This is a genomic window from Sphingobium xenophagum (assembly GCF_031457465.1).
Classification (GTDB): Bacteria; Pseudomonadota; Alphaproteobacteria; order Sphingomonadales; family Sphingomonadaceae; genus Sphingobium; species Sphingobium xenophagum_A.
Map to the genome: position 1 here is coordinate 1 of NZ_JAVDWV010000032.1, position 20,343 is coordinate 20,343.

At 61.9% G+C, this 20,343-nt stretch carries 20 protein-coding genes; 10 read left to right on the forward strand and 10 right to left on the reverse strand.

The genetic code is table 11. From position 1 onward, the window contains the following. The first annotated feature begins 263 nt into the window (after positions 1–263). From J2W40_RS19880 to J2W40_RS19905, 6 genes are all read left to right on the forward strand, one after another. Positions 264–1,427, forward strand: a complete 1,164-nt coding sequence (locus J2W40_RS19880; protein WP_310227701.1) for an alpha/beta hydrolase family protein — start codon at positions 264–266, stop codon at positions 1,425–1,427. A 68-nt stretch (positions 1,428–1,495) separates the two neighbouring features. Then, positions 1,496–2,587 carry a Rieske 2Fe-2S domain-containing protein gene (locus tag J2W40_RS19885; protein WP_310227702.1) on the forward strand — a complete coding sequence of 364 codons (1,092 nt, stop codon included), beginning with the start codon at positions 1,496–1,498 and terminating at the stop codon, positions 2,585–2,587. A 186-nt stretch (positions 2,588–2,773) separates the two neighbouring features. Further along, positions 2,774–3,805 carry a Rieske 2Fe-2S domain-containing protein gene (locus J2W40_RS19890; RefSeq protein WP_310227703.1) on the forward strand — a complete coding sequence of 344 codons (1,032 nt, stop codon included), beginning with the start codon at positions 2,774–2,776 and terminating at the stop codon, positions 3,803–3,805. Positions 3,806–4,156: 351 nt separating this feature from the next. Then, entirely contained in the window at positions 4,157–4,615 is a 459-nt protein-coding gene (locus tag J2W40_RS19895) for a flavin reductase family protein (protein WP_310227704.1), read from the forward strand. A 695-nt stretch (positions 4,616–5,310) separates the two neighbouring features. Continuing rightward, positions 5,311–5,985, forward strand: a complete 675-nt coding sequence (locus J2W40_RS19900; RefSeq protein ID WP_310227705.1) for a glutathione S-transferase family protein — start codon at positions 5,311–5,313, stop codon at positions 5,983–5,985. 5 nt (positions 5,986–5,990) lie between these two features. After that, positions 5,991–6,635, forward strand: a complete 645-nt coding sequence (locus J2W40_RS19905) for a hypothetical protein (protein ID WP_310227715.1) — start codon at positions 5,991–5,993, stop codon at positions 6,633–6,635. Positions 6,636–6,705: 70 nt separating this feature from the next. Here J2W40_RS19905 and ndk read toward each other — a convergent pair whose 3' ends face one another. From ndk to J2W40_RS19920, 3 genes are all read right to left on the reverse strand, one after another. Then, positions 6,706–7,128, reverse strand: coding sequence for a nucleoside-diphosphate kinase (gene ndk / locus J2W40_RS19910; protein ID WP_066857605.1), 423 nt, complete (start codon positions 7,126–7,128; stop codon positions 6,706–6,708). An 89-nt stretch (positions 7,129–7,217) separates the two neighbouring features. Beyond that, positions 7,218–7,655 carry a DNA polymerase III subunit chi gene (locus J2W40_RS19915; protein ID WP_310227706.1) on the reverse strand — a complete coding sequence of 146 codons (438 nt, stop codon included), beginning with the start codon at positions 7,653–7,655 and terminating at the stop codon, positions 7,218–7,220. After that, positions 7,655–9,100, reverse strand: coding sequence for a leucyl aminopeptidase (locus J2W40_RS19920; RefSeq protein WP_310227707.1), 1,446 nt, complete (start codon positions 9,098–9,100; stop codon positions 7,655–7,657). The genes J2W40_RS19915 and J2W40_RS19920 overlap by 1 nt, the downstream gene beginning before the upstream one ends. 195 nt (positions 9,101–9,295) lie before the next feature. Here J2W40_RS19920 and J2W40_RS19925 point away from each other — a divergent pair, with 195 nt between their 5' ends. From J2W40_RS19925 to rsmA, 4 genes are all read left to right on the forward strand, one after another. Then, positions 9,296–11,560 (forward strand): LPS-assembly protein LptD, encoded by a 2,265-nt coding sequence (locus J2W40_RS19925; RefSeq protein ID WP_310227708.1) that lies wholly within the window; start codon positions 9,296–9,298, stop codon positions 11,558–11,560. 85 nt (positions 11,561–11,645) lie between these two features. Then, a complete protein-coding gene (locus J2W40_RS19930) occupies positions 11,646–13,031 on the forward strand; it encodes a peptidylprolyl isomerase (protein ID WP_310227709.1) in 1,386 nt (461 codons plus the stop codon). After that, the gene (gene pdxA / locus J2W40_RS19935; protein ID WP_310227716.1) at positions 13,024–14,031 is read left to right on the forward strand and encodes a 4-hydroxythreonine-4-phosphate dehydrogenase PdxA; all 1,008 of its coding nucleotides are present in this window, start codon (positions 13,024–13,026) and stop codon (positions 14,029–14,031) included. The genes J2W40_RS19930 and pdxA overlap by 8 nt, the downstream gene beginning before the upstream one ends. Further along, entirely contained in the window at positions 14,024–14,860 is an 837-nt protein-coding gene (rsmA, locus tag J2W40_RS19940) for a 16S rRNA (adenine(1518)-N(6)/adenine(1519)-N(6))-dimethyltransferase RsmA (RefSeq protein WP_310227710.1), read from the forward strand. The genes pdxA and rsmA overlap by 8 nt, the downstream gene beginning before the upstream one ends. Before the next feature lie 10 nt (positions 14,861–14,870). On the opposite strand, the gene J2W40_RS19945 is transcribed toward rsmA, so the two are convergent. The 7 genes from J2W40_RS19945 to leuC all read right to left on the reverse strand — a co-directional run bounded on the left by J2W40_RS19945 (position 14,871) and on the right by leuC (position 20,114). Further along, complete coding sequence (locus J2W40_RS19945) at positions 14,871–16,409, reverse strand: M56 family metallopeptidase (RefSeq protein ID WP_310227711.1); 1,539 nt, start codon at positions 16,407–16,409, stop codon at positions 14,871–14,873. Further along, positions 16,406–16,774, reverse strand: coding sequence for a BlaI/MecI/CopY family transcriptional regulator (locus J2W40_RS19950; protein WP_310227717.1), 369 nt, complete (start codon positions 16,772–16,774; stop codon positions 16,406–16,408). The genes J2W40_RS19945 and J2W40_RS19950 overlap by 4 nt, the downstream gene beginning before the upstream one ends. 165 nt (positions 16,775–16,939) lie before the next feature. Further along, positions 16,940–17,272 carry a Grx4 family monothiol glutaredoxin gene (grxD, locus tag J2W40_RS19955; RefSeq protein ID WP_037475731.1) on the reverse strand — a complete coding sequence of 111 codons (333 nt, stop codon included), beginning with the start codon at positions 17,270–17,272 and terminating at the stop codon, positions 16,940–16,942. A 60-nt stretch (positions 17,273–17,332) separates the two neighbouring features. After that, positions 17,333–17,566 carry a BolA/IbaG family iron-sulfur metabolism protein gene (locus J2W40_RS19960; protein ID WP_037475732.1) on the reverse strand — a complete coding sequence of 78 codons (234 nt, stop codon included), beginning with the start codon at positions 17,564–17,566 and terminating at the stop codon, positions 17,333–17,335. 11 nt (positions 17,567–17,577) lie between these two features. Beyond that, a complete protein-coding gene (locus J2W40_RS19965; protein WP_310227712.1) occupies positions 17,578–17,901 on the reverse strand; it encodes a DUF1476 domain-containing protein in 324 nt (107 codons plus the stop codon). A gap of 58 nt (positions 17,902–17,959) precedes the next feature. Next, positions 17,960–18,553, reverse strand: coding sequence for a 3-isopropylmalate dehydratase small subunit (gene leuD / locus J2W40_RS19970; RefSeq protein WP_310227713.1), 594 nt, complete (start codon positions 18,551–18,553; stop codon positions 17,960–17,962). A gap of 112 nt (positions 18,554–18,665) precedes the next feature. Then, positions 18,666–20,114 (reverse strand): 3-isopropylmalate dehydratase large subunit, encoded by a 1,449-nt coding sequence (leuC, locus tag J2W40_RS19975; protein ID WP_310227714.1) that lies wholly within the window; start codon positions 20,112–20,114, stop codon positions 18,666–18,668. Positions 20,115–20,343: the final 229 nt, after the last annotated feature.

The following is a 20,343-nucleotide window of genomic DNA, read 5'->3' on the forward strand; positions in this document are numbered from 1 at the left end:
GACCGCGACATTCCCAAAAGCCTCCTCTCTCAGCGGAGACTCCCTGGATCAATGTGTGGGCGAAATTTCAAGAGGGTGATTGGGTTTGGACCCTAGGCATGAGAGGTAATGAAATTGCCTGCGCACCTTGTTCCGCTCCCGCATCAAAGGTTCGAATAGCTTCCATATTCATTATAAATTTCTCGGCACGAGTAGTGAAGGCTACAGTGCGGCTTAGTCTTTCACGCCAGCCGTCATCAAACGAGAAAAGAGCCCCCTAAGCGATGTTCGAGCCTTTTGCCGAAAAATATATTTGGAACTTGTCCGTCAATCTCGCACTCTCGATGGGTGCCGCAATTGGGGAGATTGACGAAGCCAATCGTCCGGTACTCGCGGACGCATCCAGCGATGAAGACAATCTGGCGACCTTTGTTGCGAGCTGGACGGCCCTTGCCGACCGCGTGGCCGACATGGCCGAAATCGACGAGGCGGCTGGCCACGATCTCAGTGCAGCGGCCAAATATCGCCGCGCCTGCGTGTATTACATGACCGTCGAACGTCTTCAGCAGCGCACCGCGTCGTCACGTAAAGTTGCGTACGAGCGCATGCTGGCGATGTTCGCAAAGTTCATCCGACTGAACAAGGAACCCTGCGAGCTTGTCGATATCCCGTACCGGGGCTCGTTCCTGCCCGCGCTGCTGTCGGTTGCAGAGCCGGTGGACGGCAGACCGGCACCCTGCATTGTCTTCGTCAACGGGCTCGATGGCGTCAAGGAAATGGCCTACCTTTCTCACGTCTGTTCCGATTTTCGAGCGCGTGGCGTCTCAGTGCTCGTGGTCGATCAGCCCGGAGTGGGGGGTGCCCTTCGGCTAAATAACCTTCCAGCCATCATCGAAACGGAGAAGTGGGCCTCCCTGTGCGTCGATTTCCTGCAAGCGCGTGCCGACGTCGATCCTGATCGGATCGGCGTGGCAGGCTGGTCACTGGGCGGGTACTATGCGCCGCGCGCTGCTGCCTTCGAGCCGCGCTTCAAGCTATGTGTCGCCTGGGGTGCCAATCACGGCTGGGGGGAGATGCAGAAGCGCAGAATGGCACGCGAGGGCAAGAATCCCGTTCCGCATTATTGGGATCACGTGATGTGGGTCTGGGGCCAACCCGACATCGATACGTACATGAACTTCGTTACAGGCATATCCCTTGACGGCGTTGTCGAGCGAATCAGGGTGCCCTTCCTCATCACCCACGGCGAAAACGACCGCCAGATACCGGTCGAGTACGCCCATCGCAGCTATGACCAGGCTACCGCAAGTCCGCATCGGGAACTGCGCATTTTCACGCGCAAGGAAGGCGGTATCGAACACATAAGCGCGGACGTGATGGAGCCGGTGCGCAGTTTTATCGCAGATTGGATTGCCGACCGGTTCGCAGCAATGCCCCAGACAGCCTAAAGTCTCTGGAATGGCTGGGCCATTCAGATGGAAGGCACATTGGGGAGATTTGATAATGGGAGAATATCTTGCAAATTGAAACAACGAACCAAGACTCGAGCAAGGAGAAGCCCGCTACGTGGGCGGCTCCTCGCCCGTCTGCCGAGCGTAACTATCCCATGAACTGCTGGTGGGTTGGTGCCTTTTCCAGCGAAGTCGGTCGGGAACTGCTTGGTCGTTGGCTGCTCGATACGCCGGTGCTCTTCTATCGCTCTGAAGAGGGTGACGTTGTGGCGCTGGAAGATCGTTGCCCCCACCGGGCCGCTCCGCTATCCCTTGGCTGCCTTCAGGGTGATGAAGTTCAGTGCGGCTACCACGGGTTCCGCTTCGACAGGTCCGGTGCCAATACCTGGGTGCCCTCGGCCCGCACTGCGGTGCGATCTGCCCGCATTCGCGCTTTTCCCGTGATCGAGAAGCCCCCGTATGTGTGGGTCTACCTCGGCGACGAGTCCGTGATTGATGATGTGCCCCCTCCCCCCGTGCTGGAATGGGCCGAGGATGACAGCTTCGGAATGATCAAGGGACGAATGGAAATCAAGGCGAACTACATGCTCCTGAAGGAGAATGTGCTGGACTTAACTCATTTCGGCTATGTCCACGCGTCAACCTTTAAGATTACCGACTGGGTCGACCTACCGGAGTTTACGGCGAACGATACGACCGCCACTTACAGGCAGTTTTTCAAAGAAAGTCCGTTGTCCCCAGCGTACGCCGTTCCCTTGGGCCTGCCTCCAGGCATCCCTTACGATCGGGACAACTACGGCTCGTTTGAATCTCCTGCGCTTCAACGCGGCCAGGTCGATTTCCTTGATCCCAAAACCAATGCCGTGACGGGGCGTTTCCGCGTTGCACACGCCACGACGCCCATCAATCAAAACACGATGCAGTATTTCTGGGTGCTTGGCCGAGATCACGGTCGATCGCCGGAAGAGCTGGATGCGTTTAGCAAGTTCATCCAGACTGGCTTCGAAGAAGATGAAGCGATGATCGTGGCGATCCAGGCTGCAGAAGATCGCAAAACCAGCCCGGTTGCACCCCGCGAGGTTAGCGTGAAGATGGATACCGCCGGCATCCAGGCGCGAAGGATTGTCCAGAAATGGATGGATCGCGAAACGGGTTGAGACACATCGCGCTAACTCGCTACGGCCATGGCGTGCTCGGCCATCGTTAGGATACTGGACGGTGTGGCGGGATGGCGGTGTTAAGTTCAGCCTGGAACAATGAAAGTCCATGCGACCCGAAGCACTCTTCCAGAGGCATCATGGGCACTGTGGCCAAGGCCGGATTTCCGAAGAGGAAGGCAAACAATGAAATTTGTTCGAAACGCCTGGTATATCGCAGCTCTTTCCGAAGAGCTTGAGGGAGACGCTCTGCTTGCGCGGATCCTGCTGGACGAACCCGTGATGGTCTACCGTACGAAGAATGGCGAAATTGCGGCGATGAGTGATCGCTGTCCTCACCGCTTCGCCCCGCTTCACAAGGGACAGCGAGTCAATGACACGGTCACATGTCCTTATCACGGGTTGATGTTCGACAATCAGGGAACGTGCATACGCAGCCCGCACGGCGATGGCACAATCCCGCCACTCGCACATGTAAGGTCCTATCCAGCGCGCGAAAGGTATCGCATGATCTGGGTCTGGATGGGTGATGCCGAGGTTGCCGACGACGCTCTGATTCCAGACTTCGGCTTCATCGACGAAGGCCCCGAGGACGGGCTATTTGTGGGCCGACTACACACCAAGGGCAACTATCTGCTCATGGTCGATAATATCCTCGATCTGAGCCATTCCGATTTCCTGCATCCTTTGCTGGGTACTGGAGAGGCCGTTGCCTCGCAACGACCTGCCATAAAGGAAACCAATCGCGGCTTCCGGATCAGTTGGGAATGGTCGGCGAGCAAGCCGATGCAGTTCTTCCAAATTGGTATGCCCGACGTAGACCTAGCCGATGGTTGGATCGACATAGACTGGGAACCAGCCAGCGCGATGAAGCTCCATGCAGGCAGCACCCCTAGCGGGGCGCACCGTGCAGATGGCGTTTCGATCAACGCGATGCACTTCATGACGCCGGAGAGCGAATTCAAAACCCATTATTTCTATGCCGTGCGGCGTGACTATATGAACGCCGATGCTGAGCAGAACACGCTGTTCGCAACAGCTACCAGGCAAGCCTTTGCAACCGAAGACAGCCCGATGATCGAAGCGGTTCAAGAATACATGGGCACATCTGACTTGTGGTCGCTCAAGCCGGCCGTGCTTTCCAGCGACATTGGTGGCGTGCGTGCACGGCGCTGGATCGATAAGGTGATCAAAGCCGAAAACGAAGGTGTGGCCTAAACAGTCTAATCATCATCACTACGGACTTATGGGCTTGATCGATCAGACCTAGGCGGCCTAGCAAATTATTTGCAACAACGAGGGTGAGACAGAAAGGCTCCGAGTTACGGGGCAGGGCGGAGGGAAAGTCCACCTTTACAGAACCTGCTGACGCAGCTCCGGGCCTTGGTCAAACGCAAGTCACCGCGAAAAAATCCCTTTGCACTGCCTCGTCGGCGCAGTGAACAGACCTAGGCCCTGTACACACGCCTTTTTGACGACGCGACGCCATTTTTGATGCTGTGCGGCCTCCTTGTCGCCTGGCGCAGATTTCCCATGGAGACAGGTTGAATGGATACGGTAGCAGCATCTATGCGCGATGCACTGCGTCGACTGGCAAAGGCGGTGGTCGTCATCACCTGCCGCTATGACGGCAAGCGTTATGCGATGGCGGCGACCGCGGTAAGCGAACTGAGTTTGGATCCTCCATCAATGCTCGTTTGCGTCAACCGGCATGCCTCGTTGTTCCAAGCACTGGCGAGCGGAAGCGATTTCGCCATCAACATCCTGCATAGTTCGCATGCGGCGATCTCCGCCGCCTGCGGAGGCAAGTTGAAGGGCGAAGAGCGGTTCGAGGTTGGCAACTGGACCGCAGGCCCCGACGGTTTGCCTTTTCTCTCCGATGCCCAGGCGTCTTTCATTTGCATAAACGCGCGCCAAATCGATCATGGGACGCATGCAATATTCATCGGTGATGTGCGGGAGGTCCGGGCGGAAGGTGTAGTCGATCCTTTGATTTATGTCGATGGACGCTATTGCTCTGCGACCTGAAAACTGGGTCATTTTGAGCGAGAGTTTTCAGTCTCAGATTTCCTTGTCTGGGCAAGGAGGCGTAACATGAAGGCATCGAAGTTTACGGACGCTCAGACAGCGTTTGTCTTATAAAGACAGGTCAAACATTAACATATGGTAACTGCATTTATCGCGTGTTGGTTCCAAATGGGAGAAGCTCGATTTTACCTAATTTCCCAGGTAGGAAGCGACAAGGCGATCGTAATCGGACCTCCTATTTGTGGCCAACGACAGCGTTCGTCAAAAACAGACATTCGCGCTACGGCATTGGCATGACTTCAATTTGTCATAATGAGCTAACCGAACGGCTATTATCTTGGCGTAATCGCTTCTAACCGAACATTCCGCAATTGGCCTTTTGCAACGTCCAATAAAAGACAGCGGCAAGATGGTCGGACGTGAGCAAAGCCGCAGTTAAGGGGCGGCCACCCTGTTTGATCCGCTCACCCCAACTGCATTCATTGTCCGTTCCCTTATGCCTAGCCTTGTGGTAAGTACTTGGTATCCCAATGAGATTCCGGATTCCTGCCATAACGAACTGGGGCTTTTCTGGGGGCCTTAGCGGTCATCCCATTTTCACTAGCTATCTGAAAATTAACACAGAACTATTGCCGATTCGATTCCGGCTCGGCTTCCCGCTCGACTTGCCGCGCTCCTCCCGTCTAAGAGGGGGCATGATGAAGCTGTTTATCGGTAACAAGGCCTATTCAAGCTGGTCGCTACGCGGCTGGCTGGCGTGCAAGCTGTCGGGCTTGCCCTTTGAGGAAGTCGTGGTCCCGCTCTATGATCAGGCATGGGAGAAGCGGCGTGAAGGCGACGAGTTCGCGCCCTCTTCCGGCAAGGTGCCTATCTTGTGGGACGGCGACGATATCGTCGTGTGGGACAGCCTCGCCATCATCGAATATCTCAACGAAAAAACCAGCGGCGACCTGTTCTGGCCAACCGACCCCGGCGCACGCGCCATGGCCCGGTCGATGGCAGCGGAAATGCACAGCAGCTTCGCCGCGCTACGCCGCGAGCATAGCATGAACATCCGCCGCATCTATGATGCCGTGCCGCCATCGGAGCCGGTGGCGCAGGATATTTTTCGAATCATGCAGCTTTGGGCACAGACACGCGCCCGATATGGTGGCGAAGGCGAATTTCTGTTCGGTACATTCAGCGCCGTCGATGTCATGTTCGCGCCCGTGGTCACCCGCTTCATCACCTACCAACTGCCCGTCGCCCGTTTCGCGCAGGCCTATATGCAGGCGATCATCGCCCATCCCTGGATGCAGGAATGGATTGGCGGCGCGCAGGCGGAAGATTGGGTGATTGATCGCTTCGAGGTGCAGCCGCAGGTGGCGTGAAGACAATGACGGACACGCCCGACACCCCCACCGAAAAGCGTGCCGCAGAAGCTGCCGCGATTCGCCGCCGCTGGATCACGCTGGGCGAAATGCTGGCGCTGCTGGCGGTCAGCATTTCCGGCCTGACCCTCTATCTCAACTGGTCCAACAAGCAGGACGAGCGCGCCGAGAAGGCACTCGAAAGCCGCCAGGCATCCGTCCGCGCCGCCAAGCTCGTGCTGAATGCCAGGGCGGAGGATGGCAAGCGACTGGTGCTGACCCCGGCCGCCACAGATCAGGTCGTGCAAGGCCAGACCTTTCTGTTCCCCGCAGCGCTCGGCATCGCGCCTATATCCACCACCGGCGAAGCGCGGATCGAGGCACGCTGGTTCGACAATGCCCTCAAGCGGGCGCGGGACAAAGCCAAGCTGCCCGACAATAGCGTAGGCGACGAACAACTGCCCGTGTTCATCACCACCCGTTTTGTCGTGAATGGCGAAACGCGGGAAGACCGCGCCATCTATGATATCGGCTATGGCATTTCGGGCCGATGGCTGTCGGGGCATGATGTAGCGTTGCGCGGTCTTTCGCTCGTCACGCGCGAAACCGGCAAATCCCCCGCCGCACAGGTTGACGCGCGCTGGGCGGCGGTCATCACCGCGCGCAACTGAGGCGGCCCCACGAAAAAGCCCGGCCCTTCATGGAAGGGCCGGGCTTTTTCCGCTCGAAAGGTTCGGGGCTTTAGCCGACGATTTCTTCCGGCTTGAAGAAATAAGCGATTTCGATCGCGGCATTTTCTTCGCTGTCCGAACCATGGACCGAGTTGGCTTCGATCGATTCGGCCAATTCCTTGCGGATCGTGCCGGCGTCGGCATTGGCGGGGTTGGTCGCGCCCATGATGTCGCGGTTACGCTGCACGGCATTTTCGCCTTCCAGCACCTGGACGACCACCGGGCCGGAAATCATGAAGGCAACGAGGTCGGCGAAGAAGGGGCGTTCCTTGTGAACGGCATAGAAGCCTTCGGCCTGCTCGCGGCTCATGCGAATGCGCTTGGAAGCGACGACACGCAGGCCGGCTTCCTCCAGCATCTTGGTGACGGCGCCGGTCAGGTTGCGACGGGTCGCGTCGGGCTTGATGATGGAAAAGGTGCGCGTGACGGCCATGGCCCTCGATACTCCGAATGGGTGGAAATGCTGGCCGCGCCTGTAGACGGGGCCGTGCTGCGCTGCAAGAGGCTTAAACCGGAGGCGGTCTATGGCCCCTGTACCCATTTTCGCCCCTCTTGCCGCCAGAAGCGCGGCTCGACGCCCTCGCGCTTCGATAGTGCCCGCCAGCTTGCGCGCGCGCCCTCGATCGTATCGGCGTCGAAAAAATAAAAGGCGCGCTCGAATTCCAGCGCCTCGTCACGCCACACGCCATCGGCCAGCGCCACATGCCGCGCGCCATTGGCGGGCGCGCAGGTCGGGGCGAGCAGGATGGGCTGTATCGCCTCATGCCCCTCCCCCGCCTGCCCATGGGTCAGAAAGCTTTCGGGCGGCCCTGCCCATAGCCCCTGCGATATCCGCTCCCGCCGGTCGGCCGTATCCGCCACCACCAGCAACCGCGCGCCCAGCCCCAGGATGCGCGCCGCGATGGCGGGCAACACCTGTTCGACCGGATCGCGGCTTAGCTGGTAGAAATCGACCTGCATCAGCGTTCGAACTTGTCCGCCACCAACTGGTCGATCAGCCGCACGCCATAGCCGGTCGCGCCCTTGTCCCATGTCGCGCCGGGCTTGTCGGACCATACCATGCCGGCAATGTCGAGATGCGCCCATTTGACGCCATCGTCGATGAAGCGCTTGAGGAACTGCGCCGCGGTGATCGACCCGGCATAACGTCCCCCGATATTCTTCATGTCGGCGATCGGACTGTCGATCAGCTTGTTATAGGCGTCGGACAGCGGGAAGCGCCACAATTCGTCGCCGCTGGCCTTGCCCGCCGCAATCAGGTCATCGGACAGGCCATCGTCGTTCGAGAAGAGACCTGCATATTGATCGCCCAGCGACACCAGGATCGCGCCGGTCAGCGTCGCCAGATCAATGACCACTTCCGGCGCATATGTCTTCTGCGCCCAGGTCAGCGCATCGCACAGCACCAGCCGCCCTTCGGCATCGGTGTTGAGCACTTCGATCGTCTGCCCCGACATGGAGGTCACGATGTCGCCCGGCCGCTGCGCATTGCCGTCGGGCATATTTTCAACCAGCCCGCAAATGCCCACGACATGCGCCTTGGCCTTGCGCCCGGCCAGCGCCTTCATCGCGCCAGCGACCGCGCCAGCGCCGCCCATGTCCCACTTCATGTCTTCCATGCCGGCGGCCGGCTTGATCGAGATGCCGCCGGTGTCGAAGGTCACGCCCTTGCCGACGAACACGACCGGCTTGTCCGACGTGCCGCCGGTGCCGTCCCATTCCATCGCCAGCAGCCGCGCTTCGCGCACCGACCCCTGCGCCACGCCGAGCAGCGACCCCATGCCCAATTCTTCCATCGCCGCGCGGTCAAGCACGCTGATCTTGACGCCCAGATCAGCGAGATGGCGGCAGCGTTCCACGAAGCTTTCGGGATAGAGGATGTTGGCGGGTTCAGACACCAGTTCGCGCGTAAAGGCGACACCCGCCGCCACCGCCGCCCAACGATCCCACGCTGCGCCCGCAGCACCCGACACGATCGTCACCGTTTCCAGCGTCGGCTTGGCCTTTTCGGGCATTTTGGTGCGATAAGTGTCGATCCGCCAGCTACGCAGCAGCGCGCCGAACGCAAATCGCGCTGCGCCCTCGCCCGTGACATCGCCGACATATTCCACCGCAACATGGGTCGCACCGCTGCTCAGCAGCTTCGCCGCCAGCGCGCCGCCAGCCCGCTCCATGTCGGCGTCGCTCCCACTGCCCGTGCCCACCAGCACGATGCGCAATGTCTTGCCCTCTTCTTCCACGAAAGACTCGAAGCTCGACCCGGCTTCGCCGGTGAAGCGCGCAGCAGCCGCACCGGCTACAAGCGTCGCGGACGCGGCGAGCGGCAGGCTGGCCAGCGCGCCCTTGGCAACGGCAAAGGCCAGGCTGTCAGTGTCGGGGCGGGTCGGGCTGAAGGCGATATCCATGGATGGACCTTTTCTTGGCGTGAGGACGGCTTTCGGGGCGTCTGGCCCGCTGATGTTCGTCAGATAGTGCGGCGAACCGTGTCTGGCAAAGCCGTTCGACCGATTTTAGCGCAAAAGACCATGGTCGCATGATTGCGGCGCGGGCGAAGCAATGCGATAGGCGGGACGATATGCGCCCCCGTTTTGAGGCTCTTTTTGTTGGTCACGCCCCTTTTCCCGTTTCGTTCCGCCCTGTTGCTGGGCAGTGCCCTGCCCTTGCTGGCGCTGGCTCCCCAAGCCTTGGCGCAGCAGCTTAACGAGCCGCAGACCCCCATCAGCGCGCCCGACGCGCCTGTTCCCACCAGTGACGACCAGATCGGATTCGCCGCCGACGCGCTGCAATATGACAGCAATGCGGAGGTCGTGACCGCGACCGGCAGCGTTCAATTGCTGCGCGAGGGCAACCGCCTGCGCGCCGACAAGGTGGTGTGGGACCGCGAGACCGGCAAGGTCGAAGCGCTCGGCAATGTCTCGCTCACCGATGCGGACGGCAATATCGCCTATGGCGACCGATTCGATGTGACGGACACGCTCAAGGACGGCATGGTCGACAATATGCTGCTGGTCCTCCAGTCGGGGGGGCGGCTCGCCTCGACCAGGGGCACGCGGGTCAACGGCATCTATACGCTCGAACGGGCAGCCTATACGGGCTGCGCGGTGGAAGACAGCAAGGGCTGCCCCAAGGAGCCCACCTGGCAGATCAACGCGGTCAAGGTCGTCTATAACCCCACCCGCGAGCGGGTGAGCTATACCAACGCCAATATCGAACTGTTCGGCCTGCCGCTCATCCCCCTGCCCGGCCTGTCCCATCCCGTCGGCGAAGGCGGCGGCAGCGGGCTTTTGATGCCCAATCTGCGCTATGACCGCAATAATGGCTTCGAAGTCGCGCTGCCCTATTTCTTCAAGCTCGCGCCCAATCGCGATCTTACCGTCACCCCGCATGTCTATACCAATGCGCTGCCGATGCTGGAGGCGAACTACCGCCATCTCTATGATCGCGGTGCCTATCAGGTCACGGGCTTCCTGACCTATGGCAGCCGCGTGGCGACGGGCGACACGCCGATCGGAACCCTTCCGACCGAAGCGGAAAAAGACATACGTGGCTATCTCGACGCTTCCGGCGCCATGCAGTTGACGCCGGAATGGAGCCTGGACGGGTCGATCCGCTTCGCCTCCGACCGAACCTTCCTGCGCCGTTACGACATCAACCGCGACGATCGACTCCGCTCGACCCTGGGCGCGCAACGGATTGGCGACAACAGCTATTTCTCGATTCGCGGCTGGGCCGTACAAACACTGCGCGCCGGCGATTCGCAGGGGCAGACCCCGATCGCCCTGCCGCTGATCGACTATCGACTGCGGGTGAATGACCCGCTGCTGGGCGGCGTGCTGCAATTGCAGGCCAACACATTGGCCATCACACGTACCCATGGTCAGGACACACAGCGCGCCTTCGCGGCGGCTGAATGGAATTTGCGCACGCTGACCGGCCTGGGCCAGGAGGTGACCTTCACCGGCTATCTGCGTGGCGACGCCTATCATAGCAGCGACAATGCGCTGACCACCGTGCCCAGCTATGCGGGCAGTCCCGGCTGGCAGGGCCGCGGTATTGCGGCCGCCGCCGTGGACATGCGCTGGCCGTTCGTCGGCGAAGCCTTTGGCGGCGTGCAGCGCCTCGCTCCGCGCGTTCAGATCGTCGCCGCGCCGCACCTCGCCAATTTGTCGCTGCCCAATGAGGATGCCCGCGCGGTCGATCTGGAGGATAGCAACCTCTTCGCGCTCAACCGCTTCGCAGGCTATGATCGGTTCGAGGATTCGACCCGTATCACCTATGGCCTCGAATATAGCCTCGCCTTGCCTGACTTCTCGCTCCAGAGCATTGTCGGGCAAAGCTATCGCCTGACCAACCGGGAAAGCATCCTGCCTGAAGGCACCGGCCTGTCAGGCCGCACGTCCGATATCGTTGGCCGCGTTACGGCGCGGTACAAGGATTTTATCAGCCTGACCCACCGATTCCGCCTGGACAAGGGCAGCATGGCGGTTCGCCGCAACGAAGTCGACGCGACGGTGGGCAGCAAAAGCACCTATGTCATGGTCGGCTATCTGCGCCTCAATCGCGATGCCGACGCGACGCTGGAGGATTTGCAGGATCGCGAGGAAATACGGCTGGGCGGCCGGGTGCAGTTCGCCCGCTTCTGGTCGGCCTTCGGGTCGACCGTCATTGACCTCACCGATGCCAAGGAAGACCCGCTCAGCGCGGCCGACGGCTATCAGCCGGTCCGCCACCGGCTGGGCGTCGCCTATGAGGATGATTGTCTGACGCTTGGCCTCACCTGGCGGCGCGATTATGTGGCCAATGGCGACGCGCGAAAGGGCAATGGCTTCCAGCTACGGCTAGCTTTCCGCAATATTGGCATATAAGGATCAGCCTTCCCGCGTCCCGTCAGGACTGGTTAAGGCGGACCGGCGCATTGGCGCAGGACCGTATTGGAGATTTTTGCCGACGATGCTGCCCCTGGTTTTCCTGCCTTACCGCATCCGCCATTCCCTTCGCTCCGGCCTGCGCATGGCGCTCGCCTCCAGCGCGCTGCTGGGCATGGGGGTCCAGGGCGTCGTCGCGCAGATCGTCGATGACGGTGGCGAAGTCGCGAACCAGCAACTCAACCTGCCCGACAATGTCACGGTTTTCGGCAAGAGCGACCCCAATGTCCGCAAGGCGACCGCGATCATCAACGGTCGTATCCTCACCGGCACGGATATTGACCAGCGGCTCGCGCTGATCATCACCGCCAATGGCGGCAAGGTGGAAGAGGAAGAAAAGGAACGGCTGCGCGTTCAGGTTCTGCGCAACCTGATCGACGAAACGCTTCAAATTCAGGAAGCCGCCGCCAACGACATTCGGATTGACCCTGCCGAAGTGCAGCAGAGTTACGAGCGGGTCGCCGCCAATTTCCGCCTGTCGCCCGAACAATTCGAAGCCTATCTGCGCACGCAGGGCAGTTCGGCGGCCAGCATCAAGCGCCAGATCGAAGGCGAACTGGCCTGGAGCCGCCTGCTCCGTCGCAATATCCAGCCCTTCGTCAATGTGTCGGAAGATGAAGTGAAGTCGGTGGTCGACCGGCTGAACGCTGCCAAGGGCAGCGATGAATATCGGATCGGCGAAATTTATCTGTCGGCGACACCGGAAAATCGGCCGCAGATCATCGCCAACGCCCGCAACATCATTCAGCAGATTCAGCAGGGCGGCAGCTTCCCCGCCTATGCCCGCCAATTCTCCGAAGCATCGACGGCGGCTGTCGGTGGCGACCTGGGCTGGGTCCGCCCCGCGCAGTTGCCGCCCGAACTGGCGCAGGCCGCCGCGGAAATGCAGGTTGGGCAGATCGCCGGTCCCATTGAAACGGTCGGCGGCATGTCGCTGCTCTACGTCATGGACAAGCGCAAAGTGCTGACCGCTGATCCGCGCGATTCGCTGCTCAGCCTCAAGCAGCTTTCCGTGCTTTTCCCCAAGGGCACGAGCACGCAGCAGGCCAGTGCCAAGGCCGCCGATTTCGCCGCCGCGATCAAGGAGATCAAGGGCTGCGGCCAGGCGAATGAAGTGGGCGCGCGCATCGGTGCCGACGTGGTCGATAACGACAATGTGGCGATCCGCGACCTGCCGCCCCAGTTGCAGGATATTCTCCTTAATCTTCAGGTCGGCGAAGCCACCCCGCCCTTCGGGTCCATCACCGACGGTGTGCGCGTGCTGATCGTCTGCGGCCGCGACGATCCGGCATCGGCCAATGCGCCCAATGCGGAACAGATCCAGGCGCAGTTGGAAGAGGAACGGGTCAACAAGCGGGCGCGCATCTATCTGCGCGATCTGCGGCGCGACGCGGTGATCGAATATAATTGATGTCGTCTCTCTAGCACCCTTTGCGGTGCCGCTGGGCGATCCGGCCGGAATCGGGCCGGAGATCGTCGCCAAAAGCTGGGTCATGCGGGAGGCACGCGGCCTTGCGCCCTTTTTCGCGGTGGGCGATCCCGCCGCGTTGCGCGCGGTCTGGCTCGGCCCGATCACCCCGATCAGCGCGCCCGAAGAAGCGATGGCAGCCTTTGCGACCGGCCTCCCCTGCCTTGAAATCGCCAAAGCTGGCGAGATCGTGCCGGGGTCGCCCAGCGTCGATGGCGCGCGCATCGCGTTTCAGGCGCTCGAAGTCGCGGTCGGCCTTGCCCGCTCCGGCTCCGCCGCTGGCATCGTCACTGCCCCGGTCGGCAAGGAACAGCTTTATGGCGTCGGCTTCACCCATCCGGGCCAGACCGAGTTCGTCGCCGAACGCTGCGGCGTATCATCCCATAATGCGGTGATGATGCTGGCCGGGCCGTCGCTCAAAGTCGTGCCGATCACCATCCATATCGCGCTGGCCGATGTGCCCGCCGCGCTCACCATCGACCTGATCCGCGCCCGCGCCATCACCACGGCCAAGGGGATGCAAAAGAATTTCGGCATCGCCCGGCCCCGCCTCGCGGTGGCAGGCCTTAACCCCCATGCCGGGGAAAATGGCGCGCTGGGCCGCGAGGAAATCGAGATCATCCGCCCCGCGATCGAGCAACTGCGTGCCGAAGGTCTCGACATTGTCGGCCCCCTGGCGGCCGACGGCATGTTCCACGCCCGCGCCCGCGAAACCTATGACGTGGCGCTGTGCATGTATCATGATCAGGCGCTGATCCCGATCAAGACGCTGAATTTCGATGATGGCGTCAACATCACGCTGGGCCTGCCGATCGTCCGCACCTCGCCCGATCATGGCACCGCCTTTGGCATCGCCGGGACCGACAGCGCCAATCCGGGTGCGATGATCGCCGCGATCCGCATGGCCGAAGCCGCTGCCCGCGCTCGCATCGCGCATGGCTGACACCCGCCCGGCGCTACCACCCCTGCGCGATGTCATCGCCCGCCATGGTCTTGCCGCCAGCAAGGCGCTGGGGCAGAATTTCCTGCTCGACGAACAATTGCTCGACCGGATCGCCACCATTCCCGGCCCCTTGGACGGCCAGCCCGCTTTCGAGGTAGGCCCTGGTCCCGGCGGCCTGACCCGCGCCATCCTGCGTGCAGGGGCACGGCTTGTGGCGGTCGAGCGCGACCACCGCTGCCTGCCTGCCCTCGCCGAGTTGGAAGAGGCTTTCCCCGGCCAGTTGCGTGTCCTGTCGGGCGACGCCATGGAAGTGGATGCCCGCGCCGAGGCTGGCGACGGCGCGCATATCATCGCCAACCTGCCCTATAATGTCGGCACGCCCCTGCTCATCGGCTGGCTGTCGGCGGCGTGGGAACCGCTGCCCTGGTGGTCCAGCTTGACGCTCATGTTCCAGATGGAAGTGGCCGAACGCATCGTCGCTCAGCCCGGCACCGACCATTATGGCCGCCTCGCCATCCTGTCGCAGTGGCGCAGCGAGGCGCGGATCGCGATGAAAGTGCATCGCAGCGCCTTCACCCCACCGCCCAAGGTCATGTCGGCGGTGGTGCATATTACCGCGAAACCCGCGCCGGACGGCGTTCAACTCAAGATGCTGGAACGGCTCACGGCCGCTGCCTTCGGCCAACGCCGCAAGATGCTGCGCCAGAGCCTCAAAGGGCTGCCCGGCGCGCTCGATGCGCTGGCGGAGGTCGGCATCGACCCGCAACGCCGCGCCGAAACCGTCAGCGTCGAGGATTTCGTCGCCGTAGCCCGCATCCTCAGCCGCTGACGGTGCGCCGTCAGTCGCGCTGACCGTCGATCTTCGCGATTTCCTCGTCCAGATCGCGCAGCACGTCGGCGCGAATGCGATCGGACATATTCGTCGCACGCACCACGCTCCTTCGCGTCGCCATCAGACCGGCGCGTGCTGATCGCAGCGCCTGCGCCTCGATCTGCGCTTCGCAGATGCGAACCCGGATGGTCCGGCGGCCATTGCTGTCCACCGTCTCGCGCTGGTTGACCGTCTGATTGCCCTCGCAGCCCTTGCGGACATCCACCACCGGCACCATGCGGGCAATGTCTGCCTCGGTCGGGATGGGCCGGGCCTGCTCCCACTTGTTGGCACGGCGTGCCTCGATCCGCGCCTTTTCCGCGCGCCAGGTCACAGGCGGAGCAGGGGGCACGGGCGGCAACGGCGCGATCATGTCGGCGGCAGGCACGATCGGCGCTGGCGGTACCATGGGCGGCGGCAGCGGCTCGGTTTCGGCGGCGATGGTCGCGGCAGTCGGCGCTTTGGGCACATCGGGAACCGCCGGTGCCGCCGCAACATCGGGCACGGTCGGCGCGGAGGCGGCAGCAGGCCGGGCGACCAGATCGCTCAGTCGGGCCAGATCGGCGGATTCAACGGTTTCGCTGATCGCCGCCATCTGCCGCGCCGCGCGACTGCCCGATGCGGTGAGCGCAAGGCCTGTGGCAGTGACGATGGCAACGGCGGCCATGCCCCAACTGATCCGCTGGAGCGAAATTTCATGGCGCGAAAGCATGGCAAGCCTCCCCTTGAGTGTAGCAATGCGATTGAGATGACAGGCAGCGACAAATTGTCGCCCGCCCGCGGCTTTCAGGATAGCGCGGCCATAGGCATGGGCCTGGTCGCGACCATAGAGCGAGAGGACGCGCGCATCGCAGGCGGTTTCCTGGTCGGCGCGATAGGCGCGATAAGCGATCCAGGCGATCGGGTTGCACCAATGGATGCCGAGCAACAGCAGAGCGATCATGTTGGCCAGCAGGTCGCCGCGCTCATGATGCGCGCGCTCATGCGCCACCGCCATTTCCTGCTCCAGATCATCATAACGCTGCGCGAAATCAATCGGCAGGACGATCATCGGCCGCATCACGCCAAAGGCCAGTGGTCCCGACGCCTGTGGGCTGGCGATCGTGCGGATACGCCCCTCCTGCCCCAGCAGAACAGCGCCATCCATCATATGACGACGAAAGCGGATATAGCCCACCGCCTGAACCACGATAAAGCCCAGCAATCCGGCAAACCACAGCGCAATCCCTGCCTCCAGCCAAGGGAAGCCCGACGCCGATGCCGCCTGCGCTTCACTGGAAAGCGCGAGCAATCCCGGCAAGCCGGATTGATCGACCGCGATGTGCAGTGGCGATGGCGCTGCCATTTCCTGGGGCAATACGGGCAGCATCATCCGCAGCAACGGCAACAGCCACAAACTATAGGCCGCCCCGGCCCCCAGCCAGCGCGCCACAGGACGGCGCAGCAGCATCACCAGCGCCATCAGCAAACTGGTGGCGATCAGCGTTTCGACGATCCAGACGCTCATGATTTCAGCCCCTTGAGGATATCCTCCAGCTCGGCGATATCCTCCGCCGTCAACTGATCCTGGCTCGCCAACTGCGCGACCAGCGGCGAAATGCGACCGCCAAACAGGCGATTGACCAGCCGCCCCGATTCGCCTGCGACATAGTCATCGCGCGCAACCAGCGGCCGATAGAGAAAGCGGCGACCATCCTGATCGGCGGCGATGATATCCTTGGCCATCAGCCGCGACAGCAAAGTCTTGACAGTCTGGACGCTCCAGTCACGCGCGGCGGCGACGCGATCGGCGACATCGGTGGCGGTCTGCGGCGACTGCTCCCACAGCGCCTCCATCACCACCAACTCGGCTTCGCTGATCTTGTCGCCTATGTCCGCCACGCGCCCGCGCTCCCGTTCAACTACATCTGTAATCGCACCGATTACGGCTGTAGTCAATCAGCAAAATGCCGCTGTGGCGGCCAACCCATACGCCGCGGACGAAAAAGGGCGGCCCGAACCGGACCGCCCTTTTCTATCTCGCCTTATCCGACGCGATCAGCTCGCGGCGGCGACGCCCTGATCGGTCATCAACTGGTGCAGTTCACCCGCTTCATACATTTCCATCATGATGTCGCTGCCGCCGACAAATTCGCCCTTCACATAAAGCTGGGGAATGGTCGGCCAGTCGGAAAAGGCCTTGATCCCCTGCCGCACGGCCTGATCCTGCAACACGTCCACCGTGTCATAGGCAACGCCTAGATGCTCCAGGATCGCAATCGCGCGGCTCGAAAAGCCGCATTGCGGAAAGAGCGGCGTGCCCTTCATGAAAAGCACCACGTCATGGGCACCCACAAGGTCGGCGATGCGCTGATGCACGGCGTCGGTCATGATCGAAAGTCCATTCCTGTCTGGCGTCGCGATAGGCCGACGCATACTATCCATGCGGTGCTAGTTGGGAACCGCCGTGGTCAGTTGCAAGGCGTGCAGCACGCCCCCCATCCGCCCGTCGAGCGACGCATAGACGGCCCGTTGCTGCGCCACCCGGCTCATGCCCCGGAAACTTTCCGCGACCACGCGCGCGGCATAATGGTCGCCGTCTCCGGCCAGATCGGTAATCTCAACCTGCGCATCGGGAATGGCGGCGCGAATCATGTCGGCAATTTCGTCGGCGGCCATTGGCATTGCAGGCGGCCTTACTGTGCTTCGATGAACATGCGGCGGGCAATCACCGCTTGCTCTTCCAGCGCGACGCGAACACCCGGCTCGTCAATCTCGATACCGGCCGATGTCATGTCGCCCACCAGCTTGCGGATAACATCCTCGTCGCCCGCTTCCTCGAAATCGGCCTGCACCACCGCCTTGGCGTAAGCGTCGGTCTCTTCGGGCGTCAGGCCCATCTTGGCTGCGGCCCATTCGCCCAGCAGCCGGTTGCGTCGCGCCTGGATGCGGAACTGCATTTCCTGGTCGTGCGCGAACATATTTTCAAAGGCCCGTTCGCGATCGTCGAAAGTGGTCATGCCCAAAAGCCCTATTCAAAGCGGATATCGAAAAAATCAGATAGGCAGAAGCGCGCGATTACGCAACGGCGGGGATGATCCAGGGACGATCCTGCGCAACGCTCTTTTCATAGACGGCAATCCCGTCCGCATCGCCCAGCGTCAGGCCGATCTCGTCCAGGCCACCCAGCAGGCAATGTTTGCGGAAAGGGTCGATCTCAAACGCAAAACGATCCTGAAACTGCGTCGTGACCGTCTGCTGTTCCAGGTCGACGTGAATTTCGTCACTGCGCGCGACTTCCATCAGCCGGTCGATCGCCGCCTGCGGCAGCACCACGGTCAATATGCCGTTCTTGAACGCATTGCTGGAAAAAATGTCGGAAAAGCTCGGCGCGATCACCACCTTGATGCCCAGGTCACCCAGCGCCCAGGCAGCATGTTCGCGGCTGGAGCCGCAGCCGAAATTATCGCCCGCGATCAGGATCGGGCTGCCCGCATAGGCCGGATCGTCGAAGACATTGCCCGGTTCCTTGCGCAACACCTCGAACGCGCCCTTGCCAAGCCCGGCGCGCGAAATCGTCTTGAGCCAGTGCGAGGGGATGACAATGTCGGTGTCGACATTCTTCATCCCGAACGGATAGGCCTTTCCCTCGACGGTCGTCAGCTTCTCCATCAACGCGCCTGCTGTGCTTTCGCAGCGGTCGCATCTTCGGCATGGCCCAGCGTCGCGGCCATCGCCGCACTTGCCAGCGCGCCGGCCGTCAGCAGCCAGAATATCATTTTCACTATGCCGTCCCCTCTTGGTCTTTCAATAATTCGCGCACGTCGGTCAGCCGCCCGGTCAGCGCCGCCGCAGCCGCCATGACGGGCGATACCAGATGCGTGCGGGCACCCGGTCCTTGGCGACCCATGAAATTACGGTTGCTGGTCGATGCGCAGCGCTCGCCCGCAGGCACCTTGTCCGGGTTCATGCCCAAACACGCCGAACAACCCGGCTCGCGCCATTCAAAGCCCGCATCCGTGAAGATGCGATCCAGCCCTTCGGCCTCCGCCTGCCGCTTGACGAGGCCAGAGCCGGGCACGACCATGGCATGTTTGATCCCGCTGGCGATCCGCCGACCCTCCAGCAGCGCGGCGGCGGCGCGCAGATCCTCGATCCGGCTGTTGGTGCAACTGCCGATGAAGATATGCTCCACCGCCACGTCGGCCATCCGCTGCCCGGCGGTCAGCCCCATATAATCGAGCGACTTTTGCGCAGCCGCCCGCTTCGACGCATCCTCGAAACTGTCCGGGTCCGGCACCACGCCGGTCACCGCGACCACATCTTCAGGGCTGGTGCCCCAGGTCACGGTCGGCACGATGTCGGCCGCGTCGATCACGACTATCTTGTCGAAGACAGCGCCCTCATCCGTGACGAGCGTGCGCCACCAGGCCACCGCCGCATCCCAATCCGCACCCTTGGGCGCCATCGGACGGCCCTGCAAATAGGCGAAGGTCGTCTCGTCCGGCGCGAACAGGCCCGATCGCGCGCCCGCCTCGATCGACATGTTGGCGACCGTCAGCCGCCCCTCGATCGACATGTCGCGAAACACGGAGCCGCGATATTCCATGACATAGCCGGTGCCGCCCGCCGTGCCGATCCGCCCGCAAATCGCCAGCGCGACATCCTTGGGGGTAACGCCAAAGCCCAGTTCGCCCTCGACCACGACCGCCATCGTCTTCGACTGTTTGAGCAGCAAGGTCTGGGTCGCCAGCACATGCTCGACCTCCGACGTGCCGATCCCGAAGGCCAGCGCACCGAGCGCGCCATGCGATGACGTATGGCTGTCGCCGCATACCAACGTCGTGCCCGGCAGGGTAAAGCCCTGCTCCGGTCCCACGACATGGACGATGCCCTGCTCGACATCGGCGTCCCCGATCAGGCGAACGCCGAACTCCGGCGCATTGCGTTCCAGCGCTTCCAACTGCTGCGCGCTCCGCGGATCGGCGATCGGGATGCGCTTGCCATCGGCGTCGCGACGCGGGGTCGTGGGCAGGTTATGATCCGGCACCGCCAGCGTCAGGTCGGGCCGCCGCACCTTGCGCCCGGCAAGACGAAGCCCCTCAAACGCCTGCGGGCTTGTCACTTCATGGACGAGATGCCGGTCGATATAGATGAGGCAGGTGCCATCCGGGCGACGCTCCACGACATGCGCGTCCCAGATCTTCTCATAGAGGGTGCGGGGTTTAACCATAGTGGCTCCCCCCCTAGACCCGTAACGGCAGGGGGAAAAGGGGGAAGCGCGCCGCAATATGCCCTTTTATCTATCTGGCGGGCAAGAATGTTACGATTGGGGCGGTGGACAGGCATAATTCATCCTCCCCCGGCGGGCAGGGCTATCGCATATGACCAAGCATTGAGAGAAGGAATGCATCGTTCCACCCTGCTCGTTTGATTTTGCCTTTGATTGATCCCTTGTCCGG

Excerpts from the sequence above, each read along its gene's own strand:
- J2W40_RS19880 (WP_310227701.1), top strand. The coding sequence starts at position 264 with ATGTTCGAGCCTTTTGCCGAAAAATATATTTGGAACTTGTCCGTCAAT.
- J2W40_RS19890 (WP_310227703.1), top strand. The coding sequence starts at position 2,774 with ATGAAATTTGTTCGAAACGCCTGGTATATCGCAGCTCTTTCCGAAGAG.
- J2W40_RS19895 (WP_310227704.1), top strand. The coding sequence starts at position 4,157 with ATGCGCGATGCACTGCGTCGACTGGCAAAGGCGGTGGTCGTCATCACC.
- J2W40_RS19900 (WP_310227705.1), top strand. The coding sequence starts at position 5,311 with ATGATGAAGCTGTTTATCGGTAACAAGGCCTATTCAAGCTGGTCGCTA.
- J2W40_RS19905 (WP_310227715.1), top strand. The coding sequence starts at position 5,991 with ATGACGGACACGCCCGACACCCCCACCGAAAAGCGTGCCGCAGAAGCT.
- ndk (WP_066857605.1), bottom strand. The coding sequence starts at position 7,128 with ATGGCCGTCACGCGCACCTTTTCCATCATCAAGCCCGACGCGACCCGT.
- J2W40_RS19915 (WP_310227706.1), bottom strand. The coding sequence starts at position 7,655 with ATGCAGGTCGATTTCTACCAGCTAAGCCGCGATCCGGTCGAACAGGTG.
- J2W40_RS19920 (WP_310227707.1), bottom strand. The coding sequence starts at position 9,100 with ATGGATATCGCCTTCAGCCCGACCCGCCCCGACACTGACAGCCTGGCC.
- J2W40_RS19930 (WP_310227709.1), top strand. The coding sequence starts at position 11,646 with ATGCTGCCCCTGGTTTTCCTGCCTTACCGCATCCGCCATTCCCTTCGC.
- rsmA (WP_310227710.1), top strand. The coding sequence starts at position 14,024 with ATGGCTGACACCCGCCCGGCGCTACCACCCCTGCGCGATGTCATCGCC.
- J2W40_RS19945 (WP_310227711.1), bottom strand. The coding sequence starts at position 16,409 with ATGAGCGTCTGGATCGTCGAAACGCTGATCGCCACCAGTTTGCTGATG.
- grxD (WP_037475731.1), bottom strand. The coding sequence starts at position 17,272 with ATGACCGACGCCGTGCATCAGCGCATCGCCGACCTTGTGGGTGCCCAT.
- J2W40_RS19960 (WP_037475732.1), bottom strand. The coding sequence starts at position 17,566 with ATGCCAATGGCCGCCGACGAAATTGCCGACATGATTCGCGCCGCCATT.
- J2W40_RS19965 (WP_310227712.1), bottom strand. The coding sequence starts at position 17,901 with ATGACCACTTTCGACGATCGCGAACGGGCCTTTGAAAATATGTTCGCG.
- leuD (WP_310227713.1), bottom strand. The coding sequence starts at position 18,553 with ATGGAGAAGCTGACGACCGTCGAGGGAAAGGCCTATCCGTTCGGGATG.
- leuC (WP_310227714.1), bottom strand. The coding sequence starts at position 20,114 with ATGGTTAAACCCCGCACCCTCTATGAGAAGATCTGGGACGCGCATGTC.